The 24365-nt window shown below is 38.9% G+C and carries 18 protein-coding genes; 12 read left to right on the top strand and 6 right to left on the bottom strand.

Annotated elements, in window-relative coordinates; all coding sequences use genetic code 11:
- Positions 1-3 precede the first annotated feature (3 nt).
- Both SCB77_RS03330 and SCB77_RS03325 read left to right on the top strand, forming a co-directional pair.
- The gene (locus SCB77_RS03330; RefSeq protein WP_320185007.1) at positions 4-2619 is read left to right on the top strand and encodes a glycoside hydrolase family 2 protein; all 2616 of its coding nucleotides are present in this window, start codon (positions 4-6) and stop codon (positions 2617-2619) included.
- A 52-nt stretch (positions 2620-2671) separates the two neighbouring features.
- On the top strand, positions 2672-4324 hold the full coding sequence (locus SCB77_RS03325; protein WP_320185006.1) for a glycoside hydrolase family protein: 1653 nt from the start codon (positions 2672-2674) through the stop codon (positions 4322-4324).
- A 771-nt stretch (positions 4325-5095) separates the two neighbouring features.
- Here the strand turns inward: SCB77_RS03325 and SCB77_RS03320 are convergent.
- Entirely contained in the window at positions 5096-5275 is a 180-nt protein-coding gene (locus tag SCB77_RS03320) for a hypothetical protein (RefSeq protein ID WP_320185005.1), read from the bottom strand.
- A 128-nt stretch (positions 5276-5403) separates the two neighbouring features.
- Between SCB77_RS03320 and SCB77_RS03315 the strand changes: the two genes are divergently transcribed.
- Complete coding sequence (locus SCB77_RS03315) at positions 5404-5988, top strand: TetR/AcrR family transcriptional regulator (RefSeq protein ID WP_320185004.1); 585 nt, start codon at positions 5404-5406, stop codon at positions 5986-5988.
- 515 nt (positions 5989-6503) lie between these two features.
- On the opposite strand, the gene SCB77_RS03310 is transcribed toward SCB77_RS03315, so the two are convergent.
- Positions 6504-7112, bottom strand: a complete 609-nt coding sequence (locus tag SCB77_RS03310; RefSeq protein WP_320185003.1) for an IS3 family transposase — start codon at positions 7110-7112, stop codon at positions 6504-6506.
- Between the two features lie 531 nt (positions 7113-7643).
- Here SCB77_RS03310 and SCB77_RS03305 point away from each other — a divergent pair.
- The 6 genes from SCB77_RS03305 to SCB77_RS03280 all read left to right on the top strand — a co-directional run bounded on the left by SCB77_RS03305 (position 7644) and on the right by SCB77_RS03280 (position 13451).
- Positions 7644-8282: a TetR/AcrR family transcriptional regulator gene (locus tag SCB77_RS03305; protein ID WP_320185002.1), complete on the top strand. Its 639-nt coding sequence runs from the start codon at positions 7644-7646 to the stop codon at positions 8280-8282.
- Positions 8283-8667: 385 nt separating this feature from the next.
- The gene (locus tag SCB77_RS03300; protein WP_320185001.1) at positions 8668-9390 is read left to right on the top strand and encodes an FAD-binding oxidoreductase; all 723 of its coding nucleotides are present in this window, start codon (positions 8668-8670) and stop codon (positions 9388-9390) included.
- Between the two features lie 18 nt (positions 9391-9408).
- Positions 9409-9783, top strand: a complete 375-nt coding sequence (locus SCB77_RS03295) for a DoxX family protein (protein WP_320185000.1) — start codon at positions 9409-9411, stop codon at positions 9781-9783.
- A gap of 333 nt (positions 9784-10116) precedes the next feature.
- Positions 10117-11379, top strand: coding sequence for an MFS transporter (locus SCB77_RS03290; protein ID WP_320184999.1), 1263 nt, complete (start codon positions 10117-10119; stop codon positions 11377-11379).
- Between the two features lie 9 nt (positions 11380-11388).
- Positions 11389-12426 (top strand): aldo/keto reductase, encoded by a 1038-nt coding sequence (locus tag SCB77_RS03285; RefSeq protein WP_320184998.1) that lies wholly within the window; start codon positions 11389-11391, stop codon positions 12424-12426.
- Entirely contained in the window at positions 12426-13451 is a 1026-nt protein-coding gene (locus SCB77_RS03280) for a zinc-binding alcohol dehydrogenase family protein (protein ID WP_320184997.1), read from the top strand. The genes SCB77_RS03285 and SCB77_RS03280 overlap by 1 nt, the downstream gene beginning before the upstream one ends.
- On the opposite strand, the gene SCB77_RS03275 is transcribed toward SCB77_RS03280, so the two are convergent.
- A complete protein-coding gene (locus SCB77_RS03275) occupies positions 13448-14329 on the bottom strand; it encodes a helix-turn-helix domain-containing protein (RefSeq protein ID WP_320184996.1) in 882 nt (293 codons plus the stop codon). The two genes, SCB77_RS03280 and SCB77_RS03275, sit on opposite strands and share 4 nt — an antisense overlap.
- Before the next feature lie 334 nt (positions 14330-14663).
- Between SCB77_RS03275 and SCB77_RS03270 the strand changes: the two genes are divergently transcribed.
- From SCB77_RS03270 to SCB77_RS03260, 3 genes are all read left to right on the top strand, one after another.
- On the top strand, positions 14664-15062 hold the full coding sequence (locus SCB77_RS03270; protein ID WP_320184995.1) for an L-rhamnose mutarotase: 399 nt from the start codon (positions 14664-14666) through the stop codon (positions 15060-15062).
- A 204-nt stretch (positions 15063-15266) separates the two neighbouring features.
- A complete protein-coding gene (locus SCB77_RS03265) occupies positions 15267-16901 on the top strand; it encodes an alpha-L-fucosidase (RefSeq protein WP_320184994.1) in 1635 nt (544 codons plus the stop codon).
- A 283-nt stretch (positions 16902-17184) separates the two neighbouring features.
- A complete protein-coding gene (locus tag SCB77_RS03260) occupies positions 17185-17613 on the top strand; it encodes a nuclear transport factor 2 family protein (RefSeq protein ID WP_320184993.1) in 429 nt (142 codons plus the stop codon).
- Between the two features lie 516 nt (positions 17614-18129).
- On the opposite strand, the gene SCB77_RS03255 is transcribed toward SCB77_RS03260, so the two are convergent.
- Genes SCB77_RS03255 through SCB77_RS03245 form a run of 3 tightly spaced genes read right to left on the bottom strand, consistent with a single transcriptional unit; the run spans position 18130 to position 24189 of the window.
- Positions 18130-19257, bottom strand: coding sequence for a TlpA disulfide reductase family protein (locus SCB77_RS03255; protein ID WP_320184992.1), 1128 nt, complete (start codon positions 19255-19257; stop codon positions 18130-18132).
- 12 nt (positions 19258-19269) lie between these two features.
- Positions 19270-20685 (bottom strand): RagB/SusD family nutrient uptake outer membrane protein, encoded by a 1416-nt coding sequence (locus SCB77_RS03250; protein ID WP_320184991.1) that lies wholly within the window; start codon positions 20683-20685, stop codon positions 19270-19272.
- 3 nt (positions 20686-20688) lie between these two features.
- Positions 20689-24189, bottom strand: coding sequence for a SusC/RagA family TonB-linked outer membrane protein (locus SCB77_RS03245; protein ID WP_320184990.1), 3501 nt, complete (start codon positions 24187-24189; stop codon positions 20689-20691).
- Positions 24190-24365 lie beyond the last annotated feature (176 nt).

Here is a 24365-nt window from a genome sequence, read left to right as displayed (position 1 = left end):
ATTATGTTAAAACTTATAAGAATACCACTAGTGAGAAGCTTTTCCACCGTGTTGCTTCTGATGCTAATTCACACGGCATCACTTTTGGCACAAGAATTTTCTACAATAAATGGTAAAAAGCGCATTAAGCTAAATTTTAACCGCGAATGGAAATTTCAATTGGGCGATCATATCCAAGCGCTAGATTTTGCATTTCAAGATGAAGATTGGGATGCGGTAGGTTTACCACATTCTTTTAGCATGCCATACTTTATGTCTCCAGAGTTTTATGTTGGGTATGGCTGGTACAGGAAGACTTTCGACTTACCAGAGCTATATGACAATAAAAAGAAATTCTTAGAGTTTGAAGGTGTATTCCAAGAAGCTGAAATCTACTTGAATGGAGTTCTAGTTGGGAAGCATCAGGGAGGATACACAGGCTTTAACGTAGATATCTCTTCTGCTGCAAAAAGAGGTAAGAATATCTTAGCGGTACGCGTAAATAATATTTGGAACCCGGGCTTAGCACCGAGGGCAGGGGAACATGTCTTTTCTGGAGGAATCTATAGAGATGTTTATCTCGTTTTGACGAATTCAGTGCACGTTGATTGGAATGGAACATTTATCTTGACGCCTAAAGTTAGCAGTAAGTCAGCAACTGTACGTATACAAACGGAAGTAAAGAACGATCAAGATAAAATTGCAGAAGTCCAAACGATAACGCAAATCAAGTCACCTAGTGGAAAGATTGTGAAGAAGATATCTACAACTAGGCAATTGAAACCGCGTGAAATTGCGCTATTCGATCAAACGGCAGCTAACCTATCAAACCCTCACCTATGGACTTTAGAAAATCCTCACCGCTATACTGCAGTGACGACATTGGTTGTCAATGGTAAGGTAGAAGATGTATATGAGAGTAAATTTGGAATTCGTTCGATTAGGTGGACATCTGATAAAGGATTTTTTTTAAACGATAAACATATATACCTACTCGGTGCCAACGTGCACCAAGATCAAGCTGGCTGGGGTGATGCGGTTACTAATATGGGATTTGTTCGTGATGTACAGATGATGAAAGATGCTGGTTTTAATTTTATCCGAGGCAGTCATTATCCCCATGATCCTGCTTTTGTGGAAGCATGTGATAGTATAGGTATGTTTTTCTGGTCGGAAAGTACTTTTTGGGGTATCGGCGGTAGCGACAATGTCCCGGAAGGGTATTGGAACACCAGCGCTTACCCCACTGTAGAAAAAGACAGACAGTCTTTTGAAAATAGCAATCGGCAAACGTTAACCGATATGATACGTATTCATCGCAATAGCCCATCGATCATTGCTTGGAGTATGTCTAATGAACCATTTTTTACAGCAGCTAATACAATTGAGCCTACGCGAAATCTTTTAAAAGATCTTGTAGCGTTGTCAAGAAAGCTTGATCCAAGTAGACCTGCTGCTGTGGGAGGGGCGCAGAGACCTTTAGATGCGAATCGCATAGATATAATTGGAGATATTGCTGGTTATAATGGGGATGGTGGCGTAATTGATATTTTTCAAAATCCTGGAATACCTTCAATCGTATCTGAATATGGAAGCACCACTGCCGACAGGCCTGGTGATTACGAACCTGGATGGGGAGATTTATCAAAAGTTGAAGGTAAGCCTATTTATCCTTGGCGGGCTGGACAAGCAATATGGTGCGGTTTTGACCACGGATCTATTGCTGGATCAAGATTGGGTAAAATGGGAATTGTTGATTATTTTAGAATACCTAAAAGAGCATGGTATTGGTATCGCCATGCTAATAAGGGGATTGATCCTCCAGAGTGGCCTATCCATGGAGTTGCTGCGAAGTTAAAAATAGAAGCCAGTAAACTAGTAGTTAGTTCAGATGGTACAGAAGATATTCAGCTAATAGTCAGTGTTCGAGATGGTGATGATAATGCTTTGAATAACTGCCCACCTGTAAAATTAGAAATTGTAACAGGGCCAGCACGATTTCCTACAGGTAAGAATATAATTTTCGAAAAGGATAGCGACATCCGTATTTTAGATGGACAAGCTGCAATATCCGCACGAGCATATTTTTCTGGTGAATCGATTATCCGTGCGACATCGCCGGGATTATCGCCAGCCGAAGTAAAGCTAACATTCTTAGGTGAAAATCCTTACGTGGATGGCATAAGCCAAATCACGAAAGATAATTCATATAAACGGTTTGTCAGAGATCGTCAAGAAACTATTTTGCAGAAATTTGGTGTCCATAATCCGACATTTGCAAGCTCAGCTAACCCCAGTCATCTTACAGGATATGCAGCTGATAATAATGAAAAAACATATTGGCAATCTCAAGAAGATGACATTAATCCTTGGTGGTCAGTAGATACAGAGAAAAAACTCAAGATACACTCTATAAATCTGGTGTTTCCAGAAAAGGATAAATACCATTTTGTAGTTGAGGTTTCTAATGATAATAAAACATGGGTAGAAATAGCTGACTTTTTAACGGGCGAGGATTTTTTTGATCGTAAACGAATAATTGTTGCTGGGCAAGTTGCTGCATTGGTTAGAGTTAGGTTTACAAATTTTAAAAAAGCAAAAATAAGCGAAGTAGAAATAGTAGGTGAGGTAGTAAATTAGGTTCGTTTAAATTTTAACTAATTAAGTGTAAATTCAAAATTATTATTTAAAGATGAAGATTAAGTATTTAGTAGTCGCTCCTTTAATTATCTTGTATCAAGTAGCGTTTGCTCAGATAACGGAGCGTGAACGTCCGCAGATTTGGTCAAATTTGGTGTCTGGAGCACGTTTTATGGATCGTTTTCTACCGATGAAAGGAAAAGTTCTTTCGGACGGCACCTGGGGAGCTCCCCAGGTAAAGCCTCGTTTTGTTGACAATGGTATTGAAGATAATATCTGGTCTTATTGGTGCGGAAGCATTCAAAAATCGGATGAAGGAAAATACCATATGTTTGTGTGTGGTTGGCTAGAGGCTAGTCCAAAGGGTCATTTTGAATGGCCTAATTCTTACCTTTTTGACGCTACTTCAGACAATTTGGAAGGTCCTTACAAATTGAACAAAATGATTGGGAAGGGACATAACGTAGAAGCTTTTAGATTAGCAGACGGTAGGTATGTACTATATGTTATTGGTGGAAGATACGTAGCTGAAAAGATAGGAGGTCCTTGGCAGTACGATAAATTTGAGTTTGACGAACGAGATCGTAAAGTGGTGGAGGATATGTCTAATCTTTCATTTGCAAGGAGAGAAGACGGCTCATACCTAATGGTCAATAGGGGTGGTGGAATATGGGTTAGTAAAGACGGGTTATCGAAATATGGTTTATTAACAGAAAAGAGCGTTTATCCTGCTGTCGACGGAGAGTTTGAGGATCCGGTTATTTGGAAGGATCATATTCAGTACCATTTAATTGTTAATGATTGGCTCGGTCGTATTGCTTATTATCTAAGATCTAAAGATGGTGTTAACTGGGTTGTTGATCCCGGAGAGGCATACGCTCCAGGAATTGCTCGTCATGCGGATGGTCGATCTGAAAATTGGTTTAAATATGAGCGAATTAAAATTTACCAAGACAGTATTGGACGGGCTATTCAGGCTAATTTAGCTGTTGTCGATGTGCAGAAGGAGGAGGATTTTGCAAGTGATGTCCATAGTTCAAAACAAATCACTATTCCTTTAAATCCAGGTTTAATACTTACGGTATTAAATAACAATCCTATTAATAAAAAAACGAAAGAAATTCGCGTGAAAGTTCACGCTGAAGATGGTTTTGATCCTAACCGTGACATTGATTTATCATCTTTGCGATTTGGAGCATCCGCAGAGGTCAACTTCGGCAGAGGAAGTATTTTGCTAGGGACACAAAAAGAAGGTTCAGACCTTATACTTATATTTGACGCGAGTGGTTCGGGAATTACAAATGATGAATTTGCTCCAAAATTGATCGGAAAATATGCTGATGGAAAGATGTTGTTCGGATTTGCCCGATTGCCCTATGTAAATTATAACGCTCCTATTCTTTCTGCTCGTGCTCCCATAATCACTCTTGAGGGCGATAAGTGGAATTCAAAAATCAATGTCGAAAATTTCGGACAGGTACTGTCTAAGAAGTCGGATGTTAAGGTAATTTATAAAAAAGATGGTGTAACTTTATTTAGCTCCTGGGGCGTTATACAGCCGATTTCTCCTTATTCGCATTCCGAAATTATATTGAAAAGTAAAGGTGAGCTTTTGCAAGGACAAGAATACGAGGTGACGGTCTCTATAGTAGAAAGTAACAAGATCGTATCAAAATTTAGTTTCAAAAGTACAATTAAAGACTAGTTTTTAGAATGGGAGGGACTGGTTTTGCGAAATCGGTCCCTTATTTTTTTTTAACCAAATTTGTTTTTAATAAAATTTAAATACTCTTTGAAAAGATTTTAGTTTTGAAGCGTATATACTTTATGCTAAGCTGAATAATCTTACCCTAAAAAACGAGGGACTAAAGACTTTATGCTTTTAATAAGAGAAATAAAACCTCAAGACGGAATCTTTCTCATATTGTCAAGACAAAAATACTTCATTAAAAATTGTTTGCTTAGGCTAGGCGAAGATAACATTGTTTTAAGATATTCTAAAATTAGATTATGCACCTTAAGTGATGAATAGTAATTTCAGTTCTAGATAAGAATCTTCAAAAAAACCTATTTGTACGGATAGATTTATAAATTTGCAAATTCTTAATTTTAATTACTTTTTTACAAAAATAAATGTTATGTATGTAGTGATAGAAAAGGCCACCAGCAAAATAAGCAATTACGTCCCCCCAGTCTCCTACATTATACGATGTATATTTAGGGGCAAGCCATTCAAATATTATCGAAACATATGTAGATAAAAATAATATTTGCCACAATGGAAATCTTAATGGAAAATAAGATTTGAATAAGTAAAGTCCAAGTATAGATGTAAAATGAAGGATTAGCGGCGTAAAGACAAAGTCCGTCAAATAGTTGTTTATAAAAGGAATAGGTTTACCTATACATCTACTAATTCGAATTGCGAACCAAGAACAAGCGTATAAACATGTGTATCTGTCTACGAACAACAGTATTAATGCGCGAATGAAATAGCGGTCAACATAGCGATTGTGCCACATAGCATTAGTAATAAAAACATGATCCAAACTATTTGTTTTAAAAATTTTTTATATAGGCTGTCAGTTGGATTCACAGGAACCAACGTGCTTTTTATTTCCGCCAGCTGGCGGCTAAACCAATTTTTTCTTGCCATAATTTTTTACAAATATACGATATAATTTGATTTAGAACAAATGTTCTAAATTTTACAGTTTGCTATTGTTTCGGATTAATGCTTTCTTTTTCTGTAGGATGCGGGGAATAAACATTAATTTTGCACTGATGTCAAAAGTAAAGAGAAGAATTATAGATGCTGCTATCGAGTTGTACAACTTACATGGCGTAAGGAAGATAACAACTAGGCATATTGCGGCTAATTTGTCTATCAGTGCTGGTAACCTACATTATCACTTTAAGCACACGGAAGATATTGTTAAAACTATTTTCAATGATTTGGCAGGCGAATACGCAGATTTATTGCATGCATTGGAGCACCAATATGAATTTAATATGACATTGTTAGCCGATTTCATATTAGTCTCTTTTCGTATAATTAATCGTTACAGATTTATCTTTCTGCACTTCGTAGAAATAACAATTTGGATTCCAGATATCAAAATTCTTTACCACGATCTGGCCGTTAAAAGGGAAAAACAAGTTCTAAATTTCTTGAAGAGGATGTCTGCGCAGGGTTCATTTAGGAACGATTTAAGTGAGCACGATTGGTCAATTATAGTTCAGCAAATCTACGTGATATCAGATTTTTGGCTATCAAGCAATGAAATTAATAAACAGTTAAAAGGTATTGAGGCAGAGAAAAGTTATATGGACGTCATGTTATCAGTCTTCAAGCCGTACATTATTTAATATTTTAAAGAAAGAATCGTAAGGCGTTATTAAGTTCGAAATGAAAAATTAAGGTAAAGAAGTAACAATGGTACTATTTACAATAAAATAATGTAACATATGCGCATCATATTCATTTTGAAGAATTGATGATGAAGTTAGCCCATTTTGAATGAGGATGGATGATACGTTATGAAAAAGATCATGAAATAGTAAATATTTTCGACTAACCTAGACTTCGCATTTATTAAATACTTAAAGTATTTATTTAATTAATTGTATGGAGAACCAATGCCTTAAGAAACAGGATGTTGTCGAGACTTGGAATTGCCAAAAAAATGGACCGTAGTGTAAAACAAAACGTGTCATTGGCTGAATGGAAATTTAGTTAAGCTGCAATATTTTGTATATCTATTACAATTCAGATTTCTTTCAAACTCTTTATGTGAAATGAATACTCTGTTAGGTGGCAATTAATTTTCATTTATAGAAAATTTATGTGTGTTCAAACACGATAATCGCTGCGTTGTGTTTATCTACAAAGTTATTGCGGTATATACATTCTGCTTTACTTGTCTTAAAAAAGCTTTCTGCGATTTCATTGTTCCAGCAATTTCTCTTTCTCTCATGCTTATTATAATTAGCGGGTTTATTTCCAATAAAATCCGGAATTCATTGTAAGCATACTTAATCCCTTTATCTGAGTAAAATATCAGATCTTGTGTTGTCGGTCTGTTTTTTTGCACCATGCTAAATGCTGGAATTACGGTGTCAATGGCCTTCATTATTGCGCTTGAAGCCCAGCCGATTACTTTTTGATCACCCATATCTATCACCGTTGTCAGGTATAACCATCCTTGTTTTGTTCTAATATACGTGATATCGGATACCCATATAGCTCCTAAGTTCCCTGTTTTGAAATTACTATCCAGCTTATTTTCCGGTGCAGTAAATTTGTGATTAGAATCGGTAGTCACCTTGAATTTGTTTTTCACTATACTTTGTAAATGGATCTTTTTCATTATTCGGTCTACTCGGGCTTTAGAAAATTTAATCCTCTTTTCGTTCAAAGCCTTTGTAATCCTGAGGCTTCCATATCTATTTTTCCTCTCTTTGAAAGCTTTTCGTATTTCATGCTCAAGCATTTGGTTTTCCCTAGCACGGCATCACGCTGTGCGCTTCAACCACCTGTATCCCCCCGTCTACTTACTTTAAACACGGTGAAAATCTTCTCGATGGAGAATATCATGCAGTGATCCGCTATGAACCCCAATATCTGTCATCGTTCTTGGAGAAGATGCTTACAGCCTTTTTTGTATAACTAGGTAAGTCTATGATTGGAATAAAGTTGAGTTTCACTATCCATTTTGGATTTGCACTCTAATATTCCCCGATAGTTTAAACATGTAAATTAATATCTTACTATTTTGATTTGAATTATTTTATTAAGTCAACAAAGTATACTATTGATCGGATGAGAATTAAAATAGCTTTTAGATCGAATTGATACTAATTCTATTTTTATTTATTAATTATTCATTGAATAAAACTTGTAATAATCTGTAAAAATTAGCGAAAAACGGTGCGATCAGTGCTTATATTTGCTTAGTAATGAGCTGTGAGTTTCATGAATTGTAATTTTGAAATTGTAAAAATAAAAAATTAATTTATTAATAATGAATGAGTTAAAATATAAAAACAAAAATCGAAAAGTGGTCGATGGGCCGATGAGGAACAAACAAAGATCAAAAGCAAAGATATTAACTGCGGTAGGCGCAATTCTACGAGATCAAGGTCACTCATCATTGACTATTACAAATATTAGCAAAGTGATGGAAATGAATGCAAAGCTAATATATCTCTACTTCGGATCTGTTGACGAACTTATTAAAACATATGTTGATTCCAAGAATTACTGGAACCAATTAGAAAATAATGAACAGCGAGTTTTAAGTGACAACACGTGCAATTCCACGCGAGACATTGTAATGTTTAAGATTAATAACATAATCGAATTCTTTTCCGAGCATAAAGACTTTTTAGCGCTTTTGGTTTGGGATCTAGTTGGAGCGCCAAATGTTTTAAAGACATTCTCTTGTGAGAAGAGGAAATACTTTTCTACATTTTTTAAAAATGAAGTAGCGGGTCGAGATGAGAATTGCAAATTGGAATCTTTGGATATTTTAATATCAAGTGTGATTACTATGTCGCTGTATGCAAGAAATGGAAGGAGCTGGATGGGGATTTCTTTGAATGAGCCTAGTGATCGCCAAAGAATAATTGAAAAACTATGGTCAATTATTAATTATAGTTAGTATTCACTTTATTAAATTAATGAATGGGACTAGGGTGTCAGAGCAATAGAGAATATTAAAGAGAACTTAGTTGATATGCGTACTTTTAGCAGATGTATTTGTTCTTCGCTTAGATGAGTTATTTATGACATTGACAGGTTTTTCAATTAGGTGACGATCAATTTAACCACTAGCAACTTTGTTTAAACTCTATCAATAGAAAAGCAAATATTCTAAATACTTAAAGTTTATTCCACTTAGTTATGTTGCAGCAAATACGCCAGACTATCTATATCGGACTATAAATGTTTTAGAAAAATTACGCCCTCTTTGTTGTGATAGAATAAAATATCTTTTCAATTTAAGGAATAAATAATATATTACATGTATTTTTATATTTGTAAATATGGTCAATATAGAAGAAATATTATACACTCGTTTAGTGTTGAAAAGTGGTGTCGTAACGCAAAAGACGAAAATAAGTGAAGCAGTGTACCACCTCACAGTAACAGGCAATTTTTCATTTAGAAAAATGGCTGTTGGACAACACATCAGGATATTGATTTATCCCAATATAAATAGCAGGTTAAAAGATAGATTACGTACATATTCTGTTTGGAAATACGAAGAAACTGATGAAATAGGCGTTTGTCATTTTGCTATTTGTTCACTTACTGACGGACTTGGTAGTAAATGGATACATGAGTTAGAAATTGGTCAAGAAGTACTACTGTCAGCTCCATTTGGTAAATTCACTTTACAACAAGAAGCTACTAAACACTTGTTTATAGGTGATGTAAGTACACTCGCACATTATTATTTTTTCAGAAGACAACTTTCTGCAGAACAAACGTTCGATGCGATTATATACGGTGATAAACCAGAGCACTTTTTTCCGGATATTGATAACAGCAAGCCTTTTGAATTTCATGTGGTCAAAGAACAAACAGTGATTCAGATTATCAATAAATTGAAAGTCCTAAGTTTGGATAATACAATGATTTACATCGGTGGAGATGGTAGGCTTTGTGTAGCCTTGAGTAACTATCTGTTGAAAATACGTGGCTTATCAAAAAAACAATTCAAAACCAAACCTTTTTGGATGCCCGGTAAAGTAGCGTTGGAGTAACTTTGCAAAGTTAAGATAATGAAAGTAAATTTTAAACACATAGCCGTTTGGCTATCTCGCTTATTTGTAAGTGCTATATTAGTTTATGCGGGTATTAGCAAGCTATTAAATTCATCGCTATACCCTTGGATGGAAGTGTATCCTAATCTCAGCCTTCTTTCTCTTGCTGCAGATACTTCTGTCGGTATTGGTTTGTTAGTGTTTCCTCTTTTAGGATTTAAAAAATTAACCAAAATTTCTGGTTTCGGTGTAATTATAATTATGATCGGAGCAATTACACTTCATATAATAAGGTGTGAGACTAATGTGATTGCAATTAATGTATTTCTTCTTTTGCTGGGTGTTTTGCTTTCATGCACTCAGGATATTAATTTTCAAAAAGAGGTTAGTTGAGCTTTTTGAAGATTTCAATAAATATGAAAAACAATATATTTTATCCATCTTAAAATCGGTTAAAACTATGGTCATATTTATACATGGATCTAACGCCAACATTCCTTATATAATCCATGATAAACGGTGTATATTTAGTAAGCAATTTTAACGGAAACCTGATGTGTCGATTTTCTACAACATTTAGTCGATAATTTTATAAATCTATAATGATATTTTGAGTTTATTTGAATATGTTTTTTTTGTCTCAGAATGCTAACAACCGTAAAATTTACATTGTTCAGTCAAGTTTGGTCTTTCCCTTATCGAATACTTTAAAGATTGTGTTTCAATATGATTGAATCTAGAAGCACTTTTGATGTAAAGATTGTTATCATTTTAACATCATTGATTTTTTTTATCTTAGGATTTTCTGAGAATCTTGAGCATCTATTGGCATTTCAATTTAAAAGAACTTTCGATTTGTCTCCTCCGAATTTTGCTTTAGCCAAATCTTGCACGGGTATTGCTTATTTGTTGATGGCGCTACCAGCCGGCTGGATAATGAAGCGTTTTGGCGGCCGTTGGGGAATTATTATCGGTCTTACTACACTTGCAATTGGATGTTTTGTACTAATTCCAGCAGTACATTCGCAGTCGTATCGTTTTTTTGTTATTGCACTATTTGTAATGACTTCTGGAAAAATTCTCATTCAAACAACCATTTACCCTTATGTTCAAAATTTGGGTTTCTCAGAAACTGCTACAGTCAGGATAAATCTCGTCAACTCCTTCGATGGTATCGGAGTGATTTTTGTGTCGATCTTATGCTCAAAAATAAGATCGATGGAGCCTGTAATACTGCCGGAACTTATTAAAATGGATACATCCTTAAGGAAAGCCACGGTAGCTCTTGAAGAAGATACTATTATGGAACCATATTTTCTTCTGGGATTGGTTATAGGGATAATAATGTTGCTGTTTTCTGTGGTAACGCTTCCAAAAATTCCTTTTAAGCTAGTTAAAATAGATGTCAACTTTAATCTGTTTAAAGTGTTGAAGAATAACCATTTGGTCTGGGGGGTTATTTCACAATTTTTTTATGTAGGGACACAGGTGTCAATTTTTACCTTTTTTTTACTTTATGCTAAAGAGGTTGCTGATGTATCTCTAGATGAAGCCAATCATTACCTTTACATTTGCGGCATTGCATTTATTATTGGCCGTTTTTTTGGGACTTTTTTCATGTGCTACACTAAGCCCAGCTTGCTCCTTTCGATCTATTCTTCAGTAAATGTGTTGCTGTGTATTTTGGCGATCACGGCAAAAGGTATGGTTTGTTTGTACTCTGTAATTACAATCTGTTTTTTAATGTCCATTATGTTCCCGACAATATTTGCCTTGGCAATAAATAAACTAGATGGAGATACTGAATACGGCAGTAGTTTAGTTGTCATGTCTATTGTTGGAGGCACAGTGCTTCCTTGGTGCTTTAAAATGATTAGCGACTTATCTGGTGATATTCGGTTAGGTTACGCTATCCCCATGCTAAGTTTCGTCTTAATTGCCTTATTTGGCGCCTACAAATACAAACCACATACTAAAGTTGTCAACTAATTATCAGATATGAGTAAAAATGCAAACAAAAATAAGGCGCCTCTCCCCCTACCGCAAGTTGTATTCGGAACAAGTGGCCTCGGTAATCTTTACGAAGATATTCCTTACGCTTCCAAACTTCAAGTTGTTGAGCAATGTATGAAGGGGGAACCGCGGGAAATAACGGTTTTTGATTCTGCCGGTAAATATGGAGCGGGATTGTCATTGCATGTTCTGGGGAAGTGTCTACAGGATCTAAATGTCGATTCATCGCGTGTTCTAATCAGTAATAAATTGGGCTGGTTTCAGACACCTTTGCTAACTCAAGAACCAACCTTTGAGCCAGGAGTATGGAAAGGAATTAAAAATGATGCCGAGCAAAGGATCAGTTATAAAGGAATAAAAGAATGCTACAGGCAGGGAAACGAGCTCCTTTACCCATACAGAGCTGCACTCTTGTCCGTGCATGATCCAGATGAATACCTATCAACTGCAGATTCAGCGGAAGAAGCACAATTGCGGTATACGGAGATCTTGGAAGCTTACCGGGCACTTTTGGAACTGCGTGAGGCAGGTGAAATCATCGGCGTAGGGGTAGGATGTAAGGACTGGAAAGTTGTACAGCGAATTGCGGCTGATGTCGATTTAGATTGGGTAATGATCGCCAATAGCCTGACTATCCATAGCCATCCACAGGAATTAATGGACTTTATCGAGGAGCTGCAGAAGCGCGGAGTTTGTGTTGTGAATTCAGCAGTTTTCAATGGGGGATTTCTTACAGGAGGTGATCATTATAACTATCGTTTAGTGGACAGGAGTACTAAAGCAGGACAAGATTTATATGACTGGCGAGATCAATTCTGGTCGATATGCGATAAACATGGAGTAAAGCCAGCCGAAGCATGCTTCAATTTCAGCTTCAATGTCCCAGGAGTAGCGAGTATCGCACTCAACACGACAAAGCCTGAGAAGGTGATGCCGAATATAAACATGACGTCTAAGATCATCCCGAGTGCTTTTTGGGAAGAAATGCATGCACTCGGTTTATTGGAAAGGGTATTTGGATAATGGCTTTAGATAATATGAATGCGCTGGTATGCGTAGAACCAAACAGGTTTGAATATAGGATGATGCCCATTCCTAAGCCGCAAGCGGATCAGGTGTTGGTTAAGATTCTTCAGGTAGGAATTTGTGGAACGGACTATCATGCATTCAAGGGAAATCAACCTTTTTTTGATTATCCGAGGATTTTAGGACATGAGGTCGCCGTCCAGATAGTAGATGGAGGCGACGGGGCTTTCGTAAAAGGAGAATTGGCTACATTTATGCCGTACCTTGCCTGTGGAATATGTATCGCCTGTCGTACAGGTAGGAATAATTGCTGTGCAGCAATGCAAGTAGCGGGCGTTCATATCGACGGCGCATTGAGAAACTATATGGTAGTTCCTTCACATCTGCTCATCAAGGCAGGTTCTTTGACTGTAGACCAACTTGTACTAGTGGAGCCCCTGGCTATAGGGGCACATGGTGTAAGGAGAGCTGACGTAAAAAACGGGGAGTATGTCTTGGTCATGGGAGCGGGTCCGATTGGCCTAGCAACTATGCAGTTCGCCATTATAGCCGGAGCGGAGGTTATCGCTTTGGACGTAAATGACGATCGACTGGACTTTTGTCGCCGATATTTGGGTGTGAATCATGTGATCAATCCGAAGCGAGAAAATGTAAAAGAAAACTTGATGCGCATTACCGGCGGAGACATGCCCACGGTGGTATTGGATGCAACAGGAAACAAATTAGCGATACACGAGGGCTTCGACTATTTAGCTCATGGAGCTAGGTATGTTCTGATCGGTCTGCAGAAAGAGATGCTATCCTTTTCACATCCCGAGTTTCATAGGCGCGAAGCGACTTTGATGAGTAGTAGGAATGCAACAAAGGAGGATTTTACTCATGTCACTTCCTGTTTAAGCAACGGGTTGATCAATTCAAAATCCTATATATCCCATCGTATTGCGTTTGAGGATCTCGCAGGACGATTTGAATCTTTGTCACGATCAGATAGCCAGGTTATAAAGGCAGTAGTGGAGTTTTAGTCTTTCGCTTGATTCGCAAAAATTTCGAGCCTTTTTTTGTAAGAAGTAGGGTTTTCACCTGTCAACTTTTTAAAAAGACGGTTAAAATAAAAAACGTTATCAAAACCTAACTTAAAGGCCAGCTCCTGCACACTATAATCGCCCACTAATAGCATGAGCTGCGCCTTTTCGATTTTTTTTCGGTTGATGTATTTTCCAGGTGTGCAGTTGATTTTTTTTTTGAATGATCTGATCAAGTGATCTTTCGTCAAAAAGGAAATATCCGCCAATTCGGAAATGGATATAGTGGTATCAATGTGCGAATGGATGTAGTCGAGTACCCTGGACATCCTTTCGTCTACATCAGGAGTTTTCTCTTTTGCGTGTGCAAAAAAACGAGAGAGGATCTGTTTTATAATTCCTTGGCTTTCGAGTTCCAGAGCCAGCGGGGTATTTCCCTGAAGTGCTATATTCCTGATTAGCTCGGTAGAGTTATCATAATCATTCGGATCATAATAGGACAGTTCCCTTCCTGGGTTTATCTCGTATAGACGCTCAACCAAGTTGGCACAGAGTCCATCGCCTACTATTTCAACAGGAAAACCAAATTGATCGAAAATACTGCGTGGTTTATCTGGACTTTCGTAAATGTGGATGTAGAAAAGGGTAAGATCTTCCTCACACTCGTACCCATGGTGGGTATAGGAGGGGGTGAGATAAAGATGACCTTCTTTTAGTTCTGTCTTTCCACCGTTACGTACGATTTTCGCGGCGCCTTTTACCACAAAATGAATTCTGGCAAAAGGGCTATTGATATTTTTCCAATTCCAGTCTGCATGATGTTCGGCATAACCAATGTTCAATAGTATAAAATCTAAATTGTACTTTTCTCTTTTCATTTGGCTTTTTCAAGATAAGGGTCGGTTGAATGAATATGTCGGCCTATGGTATAGGCTATATGATACGTACGTCTTTGTTAGCGTAAAGTTAACCATCTTTTATGAGATGTGTCAAGAGGCTAGCTTTTAAAATATCGATTTAGTGCATGTTCTTATCGATGACGGTCAAGTGGAGGTGGCTTTTCATGGCTAATTTTGACTTATAGGCCTTAACAGTAGTAGCCGTGCATATTGTCCATCTGATTTGTTTCACCCAAGGTGCTTAGCTCCTTAAGCGAAACCCTAATCTTTGCTGACAATAGCATAAGGTAACCTCAGTAACAAACAAACCATAATGGAGATAAAAGATAAATATGGTGCAGTTCAGAAAAATTATGCACAACCAATAAAACGCTATTGCCAAACACTTGATTTAATCGATGATGCCGAACTTATTGCAAAGTACCTTGCCGCGCACAGCGAAGAGGTTCATTGGCAGGAAATTAGGGAAGGTATAAAGCAAGTTGGTATTTTGGAGATGGAAATTTATCTATTGGAGAATAAGCTTTTTATGATCGTGGAAACGGGCGTCGATTTCCAGTGGGAAGATGCTTTTGAAATTTTGGCCACACTCCCAAGACAGCAAGAATGGGAATGCTGGATGTCCTCATTCCAGCAGACTGAAAATGGGACGACGGACAAAAAATGGAGATTGATGGATAGGATTTTCCATTTGTATCCGCTTACATCCTGATTGATCAGTATGGATTTGCTGCAGTTTTAACGAGGTAAAGTCGATAAAGGACAATTTTTAGTCGATAATGGGGGCTTTGTTTTTTGGAAAGACACTTAAATTTGTTAGTGTAATGATAACCCTTTTATAAACCGAAGAGTTACCCTAAGATTGTCAAATCTGACAAACGAGGTCGTTCAACGGATTTTACGAAAAAGAAGATTTATGAATAGGAGAACAGTTATTAAGATGTTGGGAACAGCTATCCCAACTCTTTATTTGAGTAAATTTTCCCATGGTCAGGGAAATTGGGTAAAGGTGCCGTTTAGACCTGATTGGGTTTCCTTAGAGAATTATCGCGTTCCCGACTGGTTTCGAGATGCTAAGTTCGGTATATGGGCGCACTGGGGGCCGCAATGTCAGCCTGAGCGTGGCGATTGGTATGCTAGGGGGATGTACGAGGAAGGATCTGATCAATACAATTATCACCTTCAGACCTACGGTCATCCTTCTCAATTTGGCTTCAAGGACGTTATAAATGAATGGAAGGCCGAGCAATGGGATGCTGAACAATTGATGGATCTATATGCACGTACCGGTGCACAGTATTTTATGGCGTTGGCCAATCATCATGATAATTTGGACCTGTATAACAGTAGTCATCATCAATGGAACAGTACGAAGGTTGGTCCAAAAAAGGATATCGTAGCAGGATGGGAGCGGGCAGCAAAAAAAAGAGGTATGCGTTTCGGCGTGAGTGTGCATGCCGCACATGCCTGGACTTGGTATGAAACTGCGCAACGATCAGATAAAAATGGGCCACGTAAAGGCGTTCCATATGATGGTAAGCTAAAAGAGTCCGAAGGGAAAGGAACTTGGTGGCAAGGGATGGATCCACAGGTACTTTATGCCCAGAACCACCCCTTGAGCAAAGACAGCGAGGATGGGCATAGTATTCACAGACAATGGCATTGGGATGTCAGTACCGGAGTTAACGTACCTACGAAGGATTATTGCGAGAATTTCAGGGACCGAACAGTAGAGCTCATTGATAACTATCGACCCGATATTGTATATTTCGACGATACTGCCCTTCCACTATGGCCTATAAGTGAGGTAGGGCTTCAGATAGCTGCACATTTCTATAACGAGAACCAAAAATGGAATGGTGGGAAACTACAAGCTGTGATAAACGGTAAGATTTTGGATGAACAGCAACGTAAATGCATGGTATGGGATATAGAACGCGGACAGAGCAATAGAATTGAACCCGAACCATGGCAAACCTGTACCTGCATAGGTGCTTGGCACTACGATCGAAGGATATATGATAAAGGACTTTATAAATCGGCAAAGACGGTGATTCACATGCTGGTTGATGTGGTTAGTAAAAATGGCAATTTGCTTTTGAGCGTTCCACTGCGCGGAGACGGGTCTTTGGATGATAAGGCGCGCCGGGTGGTTGAAGGAATAGCCGATTGGATGCAGGTCAATTCCGAGGCTATAATAGGAAGCAGACCTTGGCATGTTTTCGGTGAAGGTCCTGCACAGGAAGATGCACCGGAATTAAAGGCGCAGGGATTCAATGAAGGCAAAGGTAAACCCTTCACAGCAGATGATATCCGTTTCACCACCAAGGGAAAGGATCTGTTTGCTACGGTTTTGGGAATCCCTGATAACAATACGGTCACTATTAAATCTTTAGGAAAAGCGAGTAGCATGAAAAAAAATATTAAGAGCGTACAGGTTTTGGGTCTTAAGGAGAATGCAAGTTTTGCACAGCATGAAGAATATCTACATGTTACGCTGCCAAAGGATTTGACCACAAACGATATAGGTATCGTAATAAAAATAACATAGTTCAACACGGAGATGAGTTGGGTTGCTGAAAAGGTATATATAGTCTAGGCAAAAATTATTAATAAAGTATAAGAATCAAATTAACCCGTAAATACTTGCAAAAACAATCTTCCGCTAGTTATAAATCTTCTTATAGGAAGTGCGCAATTAGCCCCTAGGTGTGGCCTATGAAATATTCGTATTGCGTATTTGGGGTAAATAGTATTAAACAAATATTTAGCTTTTTTCTCTTGTAAAATTGTTGTATATTTAAAATTGATTTTTGATTTGAAACATTTCATATATGAATTTATTAAGTAAATCAGTTTTTGGGCTAATTATTTTGTTTTTTTTATCAGGTAAATTAATAGGGCAAACCATAAGTAGGGAATGCCAGCTTCGAAAATTGGAGAAGGAATGGACGACCTTATTAGACAAAAAAGATACAAGTGCATTAAAAAACATATGGATGGATAATTATGTTGTGAATAATGCAGTTGGTAAAATAGTTGGTGTGAAAGACATCTTAGTCTTAATAAAAAATGGGCACGTTTTTCCCAAAGTAGAGCGGAGTGTTGAAAGAATAACCTTTCAAGGTCCTCTAGCAATCGTTATGGGGGCTGAAAAAGAATTTGCTAGCGATGGAAAGGTGAAAAATCGGCGATTTACTAACTTGTGGATAGAACAAAAAGATGGTTGGAAATTACTGGCGAGGCAAGCTACCGGTCAGTAAGATAGTGGAAGGTAAGTTGCTGAAATTTCGTTTGGATTTACTCCTCATAACGGAATGCAACGTAAATTCTATAATTAATAGCTCGCGCCGATCCGTTATATTTCTTGTTAATTTGATTTAAAATAAGGTTTTATCTTGAAGGTTGCCCAATCTTAAATAAGTGCTCACGCTTATTTGATTTCTTTGTAAGTCAATCGTCGAGAATTAGTAGTGTGTAGCTCCTGATATAATGGTAAATTACGGTTAGTGAAGGAAAGTCATCAGATATTGATATTATTACATTTCGCTATGCAAGACTTATTTATAGTGCCACTAAAGATGCAAATCTGAAAGACGTCTCAGATTATTTTTACTTGTCCAAATCGCCAAGTGATAAATGCTGTCACGCTTCTGGGGAAATGTTGGCTTAGTATAGACGCTTTCCAATATTGATAAAATAGATATTTACTAAAGAGGGCGCCTTTTCGGTCGCTCTCTTTAGTAAACTATATTTAAATGATAGATCACCTACAGCAATCAAAGCAATTCTAACAGTTTCTCCTGTAGTTTTTCGCCGCGTAAATTGCGCGCTATTACGGTACCATTGGGGGCAATTAAGAAATTAGATGGAATTGCATCAACACCAAACTGCGTGGCTGCAGCATTCTTCTTAGCCAAATCGCTTACGTGGGTCCAAGGTAGGTCATCTTCTTGAATAGCTTTAATCCAACGCGTTCGGTCTGTATCAATGGAAACCGCGAGGATATCAAATCCCTTCGCCTTGAAGGCATGATATGCTTTGATTAAATTTGGGTTCTCCGCACGACATGGTTTACACCAAGATGCCCAGAATTCCAGCAGAACATATTTTCCGTGATAATCAGACAACTTAACATCCTTCCCGTCCTTATCGGTCATCAGGAACTCTCCTGCAGGTTTACCTATAATATAGCCTTTTTCATGAAACGCTATAGTTTCCGAAAGTAGCTGTCCACGTTTAGTTTCCCGCACTGATGGGGACAAAGTTATAAATAATGCCTTTGCTGTTTTAACATCTTCTTCCTCTCTACTGCTGATGAGATCGGCCAACATATCCAAAGTCAAATAGTTTGATTTATTATCCTGTATGACATCAACTAAAAGTTTCTTATAAGTAGTTAACGCACGAGCATGCATCGTTACCATATTTGCCATAGTCACAGAATCCTTCGCAGATAGTGCATGTTGGTAGGCCGCGCTGATTGTGTCTAAACCACTTTTAGCTTTCAAATAGCGATTAATGGAATCACTTTCGGTTTGTAGTCTAGCTCCAACAATTTTAACACCTTTCTCGTCAGAAACCACAATTCTACTATTTTCTAAATACACATTAAAAGCAATCTGGTTTGGAAATCTTTCGGTTTTCTCACTATAAATAGAGACCCGCATGGGCTCATCCAGTTTACCTGAAAAATGAAATTTCCCACCTTGAACCTGAACGGAATCTCGGAATATTTCCTGATCTAGCGTACGCCCATACATATAAACCTTTCCGGTGTAACCATCAAGTGCTTTGAAATTTCCGCTCAGGGAATACTCACCTGTTTTAATTTTTTGCGCAAATGACTCAGCATATGATAAGAGCAAAAGCAACATGATATGTACGATTAGATATTTTCTATTCATAATAATTCTTCTTTAATAATTTTGGGTCATATTTGTATTATAGTTTGTTACGCTCTGCGGGAATGGAAATATCCAAAGAGGAGACTGGGGGGACAAACTATACACTTTTCCATTTATAGTTCGAGTAATCGTTTCCTTATAGCGATCCTCGGTGTTCCACCGTTTGATATTCACATAGTTTTTCCACGTAAATAGAAATTCCAGTCGGGATAACTTCTTAAAGACAGCCATCGCCTGTTGTTCATCAGTTGCCACATAGGGCACATAATCGCTGGGATGAAAACGCCTTTCTTTAACATAATTTAGAAGGGTCATTGCATCAACATAACGTCCCAACCGAATCAGCGACTCGGCTTTTATAAAGTACAGGTCTGAAACCGTCATTCCCGCGGCATTCTGCTGATAGCCATTTGCATAAAACATGAGCGCCCCAGCAAAAGCGAACTGTGTTCCATTAAGTTCACTATAATTTACGCCCCCGGTAGTATAAGAATAGGTTGAAGTGTAATCCTTTAAGATATACCCTTTTTCGAAATATTTCTCCATAACTTCTATAGATACAACCCTAAATGTCGGATTATTCAACTTATCTGCCGCGAGCAAAATGTTATCGCTTGCAGTCCGGTTTGTGCGTACGGCAATACCTGTAGCGATAAACGGTCGATGATCTTCTAAATTATTGTTATATGTCAAAGCCTTGTCCGCAGCAACAATTGCGTCCTCGTAACGTCGCATTGTTCTAAAGACCTCTGCCTTAACCGCGTAAAGAAAAGCCTTGCTCGGTCGCGTTACTACTTGAGGTAGATCATGCAGGGCATCAAGCTCTTCGGCCAGCCTTAAATCCGTCAAAATCTTTTGATAAACTTCCTCCACCGTGCTTTTTTGCGGCAAGTTTTCAAAATCCAATTTGTCCATATATGCAATGCCGCCCTCGCGTGCGGCTGTAGCAGGATCATAGGCTTTCGCATAAATATTGACAACCAAGTAATGCAGAAATGCGCGTAACGTCAATGCTTCGGCTTTAAGGCGCTTCCCCTTTAAAACATCTCCCTCTGCATTGTCTACCTGATCCAAAAGGACATTTAGACGGGAGCTGATCAGCGCGTAAAGCTGCTCATAAACCAAGTCGGTTTTCTGAAGATCCGCCCTATTGAGCGTTTCATCATAGGTCAGGATCGCATAATTCATCGTTTGGTTATTTGCTAGGATATTGCTTACCGTTGTCAGGTACATATCATTTGTCAAGGCCGGCAAATTTTGCATGTAGAATGCTGTGGATGCGGAAAGATTAACATTCAGTAAGTAATCCAGATCATCTACATTCAGCAGTAGATTTTTTCCTTTTGGCGTCAGATCTGTGTAGCGATCACAAGAGTTCATGGAAACCGCGCAAAGGATTACCATTAATAATCTATTAATTATTTTCATACCTTAAAAAGTTAGGTTTAGACCAAAAACATAATTTGTAGGAGTGCGTAGACCGCGGGTTTCAGAGTCTATATCCAACGGCACTTTTGTCCAGATCAGATTGGGGTTGTCTACCTGAAAACGTAGCTTGATGTTATCTACCTTAAGCGTGTTTGATACCAATTTGGGCAATGTGTAGCCTAGGGCTATAGTACGCACCCTAAAAAAGTCAGCTTTTTTCACCCACCTATCCGCAAACAGTAGCGCATTGTTAATGGATGCCGCCTGATAGTATTCACCGAAAGCAGGAATGTCGGTATCGGTATTTTCAGGTGTCCAACTATCCAACAAGTAACTGGGCGCGGCGCCGTAGATCAATTCTCGATATATCCTTGGAGGATTGTCGCGCAGGTAGTGACCTCCATAGTACATCATAAATACATTCAACGACCAACCTTTATAGGCCACCTCGTTGTTTAATGCTAGATTTGTCACTGGGTTAGCTCCTCCAGAAAACACGACGGCGTTAATATCGCCGTTATTTAAACTAGTGGTTACCAATGAGCCGTCCGGCAGCAGCCACAATGGTAGTCCTGTTTCATCCAACCCCCGGAATTGATAAGAATACAACGAGTTGACGGGATTTCCTATGGTGAACGTATTAGATCCGGCAAGCACGGCCGGGTTGGTGACAAGTTCGTCAACAAAAGTGATCCTGTTTTTATTGTATCCGAAGTTCACAGTCGAAGACCAGCGAAAACTCCGTCCCGTGCGCGCGCGGAACCAATCATAGCTCAGAGACCCTTCCAGACCATCGTTTACCATATCTCCATTGTTAATCACCATCTGTGTGAAACCAATTGTCGCATCCAATCGCGTCGTTGCGAAAAGATCAGTACCTTCCTTTCTGTAATAGTCCAATGTTCCTCTCAACCTATTCTGAAATAGGCTAAAATCTACGCCAAAATTTGTTGTCGCAGTTTTCTCCCAGCGAAGTTTTTCGTTGGGAGGGGTTACAATCGTAGCAATGGGCTGAGCGCTCAAGGGATTAGTTCCCAAAATGTTTGCGGTTAGTCGTGAGGTCGTCGTACTGGAGATATTTCCGGTGATCCCGTATGTTGCGCGTATTTTTAAGTTATTTAGGAAGTCGACTTGCGACATAAAAGGCTCATTGGTCACATTCCAAGATCCACCCACAGACCACAGCGGACGTCCACGATACGCCTTGTCCAGTCCAAAAACGTTAGCATAATCTTTCCTGATCGATCCAAATAGATTATACCTACGCTTATAGGTGTAGGTAATGTTACCGTATGCCGATGCAAACCGGTTCTTGATATCTTCGGTCGTAAAACCAGAAATATCCGAACCAAAAAGTGCATTCGGGTAAATCCTCGCTCCCCAAAAGTTAGTGGTATGTGCGCGCAAAGCTACAAAATTTAGTGATGTGTTCGCTTGGGATTGTAGCTGATCGTCGTATCCAAAAAGCAGACTTGAGCGGGTAATGGCTCCCACCTCGCGAAACTCTCCACCGCCGATTGCAAATACCGTATGGTCGCCAAAAGTACGGTCAAAGGCAGCCTGCAAGCGAGCGGTGTAGCTAGGCCCATTGGTAAAGCTATTTCTTAATCTTCCGGCAGCAGGAATTAAATTGGAATAGGTGCCGTTTGCATTTTGAATGGTATAGGCATTGATCAGTCGACGCATGGCATAGCTATCCTCCTCCGAATAAATACTTGACTCGGATCGATTATCTTCATATTGGAACTGGGGCTTAATCGACAAACCTTTAAATGGTTTTATATCTAGATCAACAAAGTATCTGGTGTTACGCAATTTTCTATCATTAAAATCTCGTTCAAGCTCATCAAGGTGGTTAAATCCCATTTCGTATAGCGCTGGCTGCGCTGCAAAAAGTTCATTATAAGAGCTGTAGACATTAAATTCATCCAATGCATACGCAACGCGTTGCCCATCATCGCCAAACATACTGTAGTAGGCAGGAACATTAAAAGGCGTTGTTGCACTTTGGTTGTTATGGCTACGTGCATTGCCTAAAATGGCGTTGATACCGTAATTGGCATCTATCCAGTCTGCAATTCTGTATCCCCCTTTAAATGAAATATTCAATCGCCTATCAAATGCATTGATAATTCCCGCATTGTTGCCTGTATAATTGACCACCAAGTTTGAATTGGATCGGTCCGAGGCCGTACGGATACCGACATTATACTGCTGCGTAATTTCATTGCGAAGGGCATAACGTTTATACTCGTCAAAGAAATTATTTTGGCTAAAATCGGCCAAGCGTTGTTCAAGCTCTTGAGAGGATATTAGTCCTTTTTGAAACTCATAATAGGCATATTGCACACCCGTAATCGGCAAACCTGCCTCAACGTTCGATTCGAATGCCGCAATCGGGTCTGCTGAACCGCTTCCGGTACCATTAAAATAAAAATCAGCGTAGGAGCGCTCCCATTGCACCTGCTCGGCGGCAGACATATAGTGGTAATTGCCGTAATCAGGCTTCTGCGACACAGTGATGTTGCTAGTGAGATCAACTTGCGTACGCCCGATCTGTTTAGCCTTCTTGGTATCTACTACAATAACCCCATTCGTTGCCCGCGCTCCATAGATTGCCGTGGCGGCAGCATCCTTGAGTACGGTGATACGCTCTACATCAAAAGGGTTAATATTTTCGATCCCTCCCTCAAGAGGATATCCGTCAACAACAATAAGAACATCGGCATTTGCCCGCATGGTTGAAATCCCACGAATGGTGGTTGCCCCATTATAGCGCGTAAGGCCTGGGACACGACCTTCGAGATTATCCAGTATATTGACAACATTTCGCTTTTCCAGTTCTTCGGCGCCAAGACTGACGACAGAGCCGGTAACCTGCTCTTTACTGATCTTTTGGTAGCCAGTGCTAACGATAACCTCTTCAAGAGTGCCACTCTGTGATTTTAGTGTAACGTCCATCGAAGTTCCCACCTGTAGCACCCTGTCCTCATAGCCTATCAATTTAAAATATAGATTAGCGTTATCTGCCACTTGGGAGAATGAAAATCGTCCGCGTGCATCCGAAGATACACCTCGGTTGCTTCCCATAATCAATATACTTGCCCCTGCGAGTGGATTGCCCAAGGAATCTCGTACCGAACCGGTTACATCGATGAAACGCTGCTCGCTTTCAATCGATGGTTTGTCAGTCCTGCGCAGCAGCACTTTGGATCCCATCTGGGTGTATTCTATATCTGTATCCTGCAACAAAAGTGCAAGCGTTTGGCTGACCGTTCGCGTTGCGGACGGCAACGTCAGTCCCTTAAATTTCTTGATATCATCGTTTCTATAAACAAAACGAAAAGCAGTTGTGTGCTCTATTTGCTCAAGTGCCGATTGTAGATCGCTGTTTGAAAGCGATACTTTTACGTTGGTCTGATCTAATCGCTGTCCACGAATCTCCGTGGCATACAACTGCAGACCTGTCAACATCACGAGATTTATTAATATGCTGATTCGCATAATTTTATACAGTAAACTTGGGGGAACAATTCCCCGAAAAAAATTCATATTTTAGTAAAGTTTTAAATGATTGGTAAGATTTTAAAACACAAGCCTGTGATCTGGTTGCACCCGGGTCCAGGCATTTTTCATCCAGAGCCTAGCCCTGCATGTTTATTATTTTTTTGGATAAGCCG

This window comes from Sphingobacterium bambusae (assembly GCF_033955345.1).
Taxonomy (GTDB): domain Bacteria; phylum Bacteroidota; class Bacteroidia; order Sphingobacteriales; family Sphingobacteriaceae; genus Sphingobacterium; species Sphingobacterium bambusae.
Note: the sequence above shows the minus strand (reverse complement) of the source record. Positions and strands in the feature narration are given on the sequence as shown.

Bases quoted from the DNA above. Each gene is read 5' to 3' on its own strand.
- SCB77_RS03330 (WP_320185007.1), top strand. From the start codon at position 4: ATGTTAAAACTTATAAGAATACCACTAGTGAGAAGCTTTTCCACCGTG.
- SCB77_RS03325 (WP_320185006.1), top strand. From the start codon at position 2,672: ATGAAGATTAAGTATTTAGTAGTCGCTCCTTTAATTATCTTGTATCAA.
- SCB77_RS03320 (WP_320185005.1), bottom strand. From the start codon at position 5,275: ATGGCAAGAAAAAATTGGTTTAGCCGCCAGCTGGCGGAAATAAAAAGC.
- SCB77_RS03315 (WP_320185004.1), top strand. From the start codon at position 5,404: ATGTCAAAAGTAAAGAGAAGAATTATAGATGCTGCTATCGAGTTGTAC.
- SCB77_RS03310 (WP_320185003.1), bottom strand. From the start codon at position 7,112: ATGCTTGAGCATGAAATACGAAAAGCTTTCAAAGAGAGGAAAAATAGA.
- SCB77_RS03305 (WP_320185002.1), top strand. From the start codon at position 7,644: ATGAATGAGTTAAAATATAAAAACAAAAATCGAAAAGTGGTCGATGGG.
- SCB77_RS03300 (WP_320185001.1), top strand. From the start codon at position 8,668: ATGGTCAATATAGAAGAAATATTATACACTCGTTTAGTGTTGAAAAGT.
- SCB77_RS03295 (WP_320185000.1), top strand. From the start codon at position 9,409: ATGAAAGTAAATTTTAAACACATAGCCGTTTGGCTATCTCGCTTATTT.
- SCB77_RS03290 (WP_320184999.1), top strand. From the start codon at position 10,117: ATGATTGAATCTAGAAGCACTTTTGATGTAAAGATTGTTATCATTTTA.
- SCB77_RS03285 (WP_320184998.1), top strand. From the start codon at position 11,389: ATGAGTAAAAATGCAAACAAAAATAAGGCGCCTCTCCCCCTACCGCAA.
- SCB77_RS03280 (WP_320184997.1), top strand. From the start codon at position 12,426: ATGGCTTTAGATAATATGAATGCGCTGGTATGCGTAGAACCAAACAGG.
- SCB77_RS03275 (WP_320184996.1), bottom strand. From the start codon at position 14,329: ATGAAAAGAGAAAAGTACAATTTAGATTTTATACTATTGAACATTGGT.
- SCB77_RS03270 (WP_320184995.1), top strand. From the start codon at position 14,664: ATGGAGATAAAAGATAAATATGGTGCAGTTCAGAAAAATTATGCACAA.
- SCB77_RS03265 (WP_320184994.1), top strand. From the start codon at position 15,267: ATGAATAGGAGAACAGTTATTAAGATGTTGGGAACAGCTATCCCAACT.
- SCB77_RS03260 (WP_320184993.1), top strand. From the start codon at position 17,185: ATGAATTTATTAAGTAAATCAGTTTTTGGGCTAATTATTTTGTTTTTT.
- SCB77_RS03255 (WP_320184992.1), bottom strand. From the start codon at position 19,257: ATGAATAGAAAATATCTAATCGTACATATCATGTTGCTTTTGCTCTTA.
- SCB77_RS03250 (WP_320184991.1), bottom strand. From the start codon at position 20,685: ATGAAAATAATTAATAGATTATTAATGGTAATCCTTTGCGCGGTTTCC.
- SCB77_RS03245 (WP_320184990.1), bottom strand. From the start codon at position 24,189: ATGCGAATCAGCATATTAATAAATCTCGTGATGTTGACAGGTCTGCAG.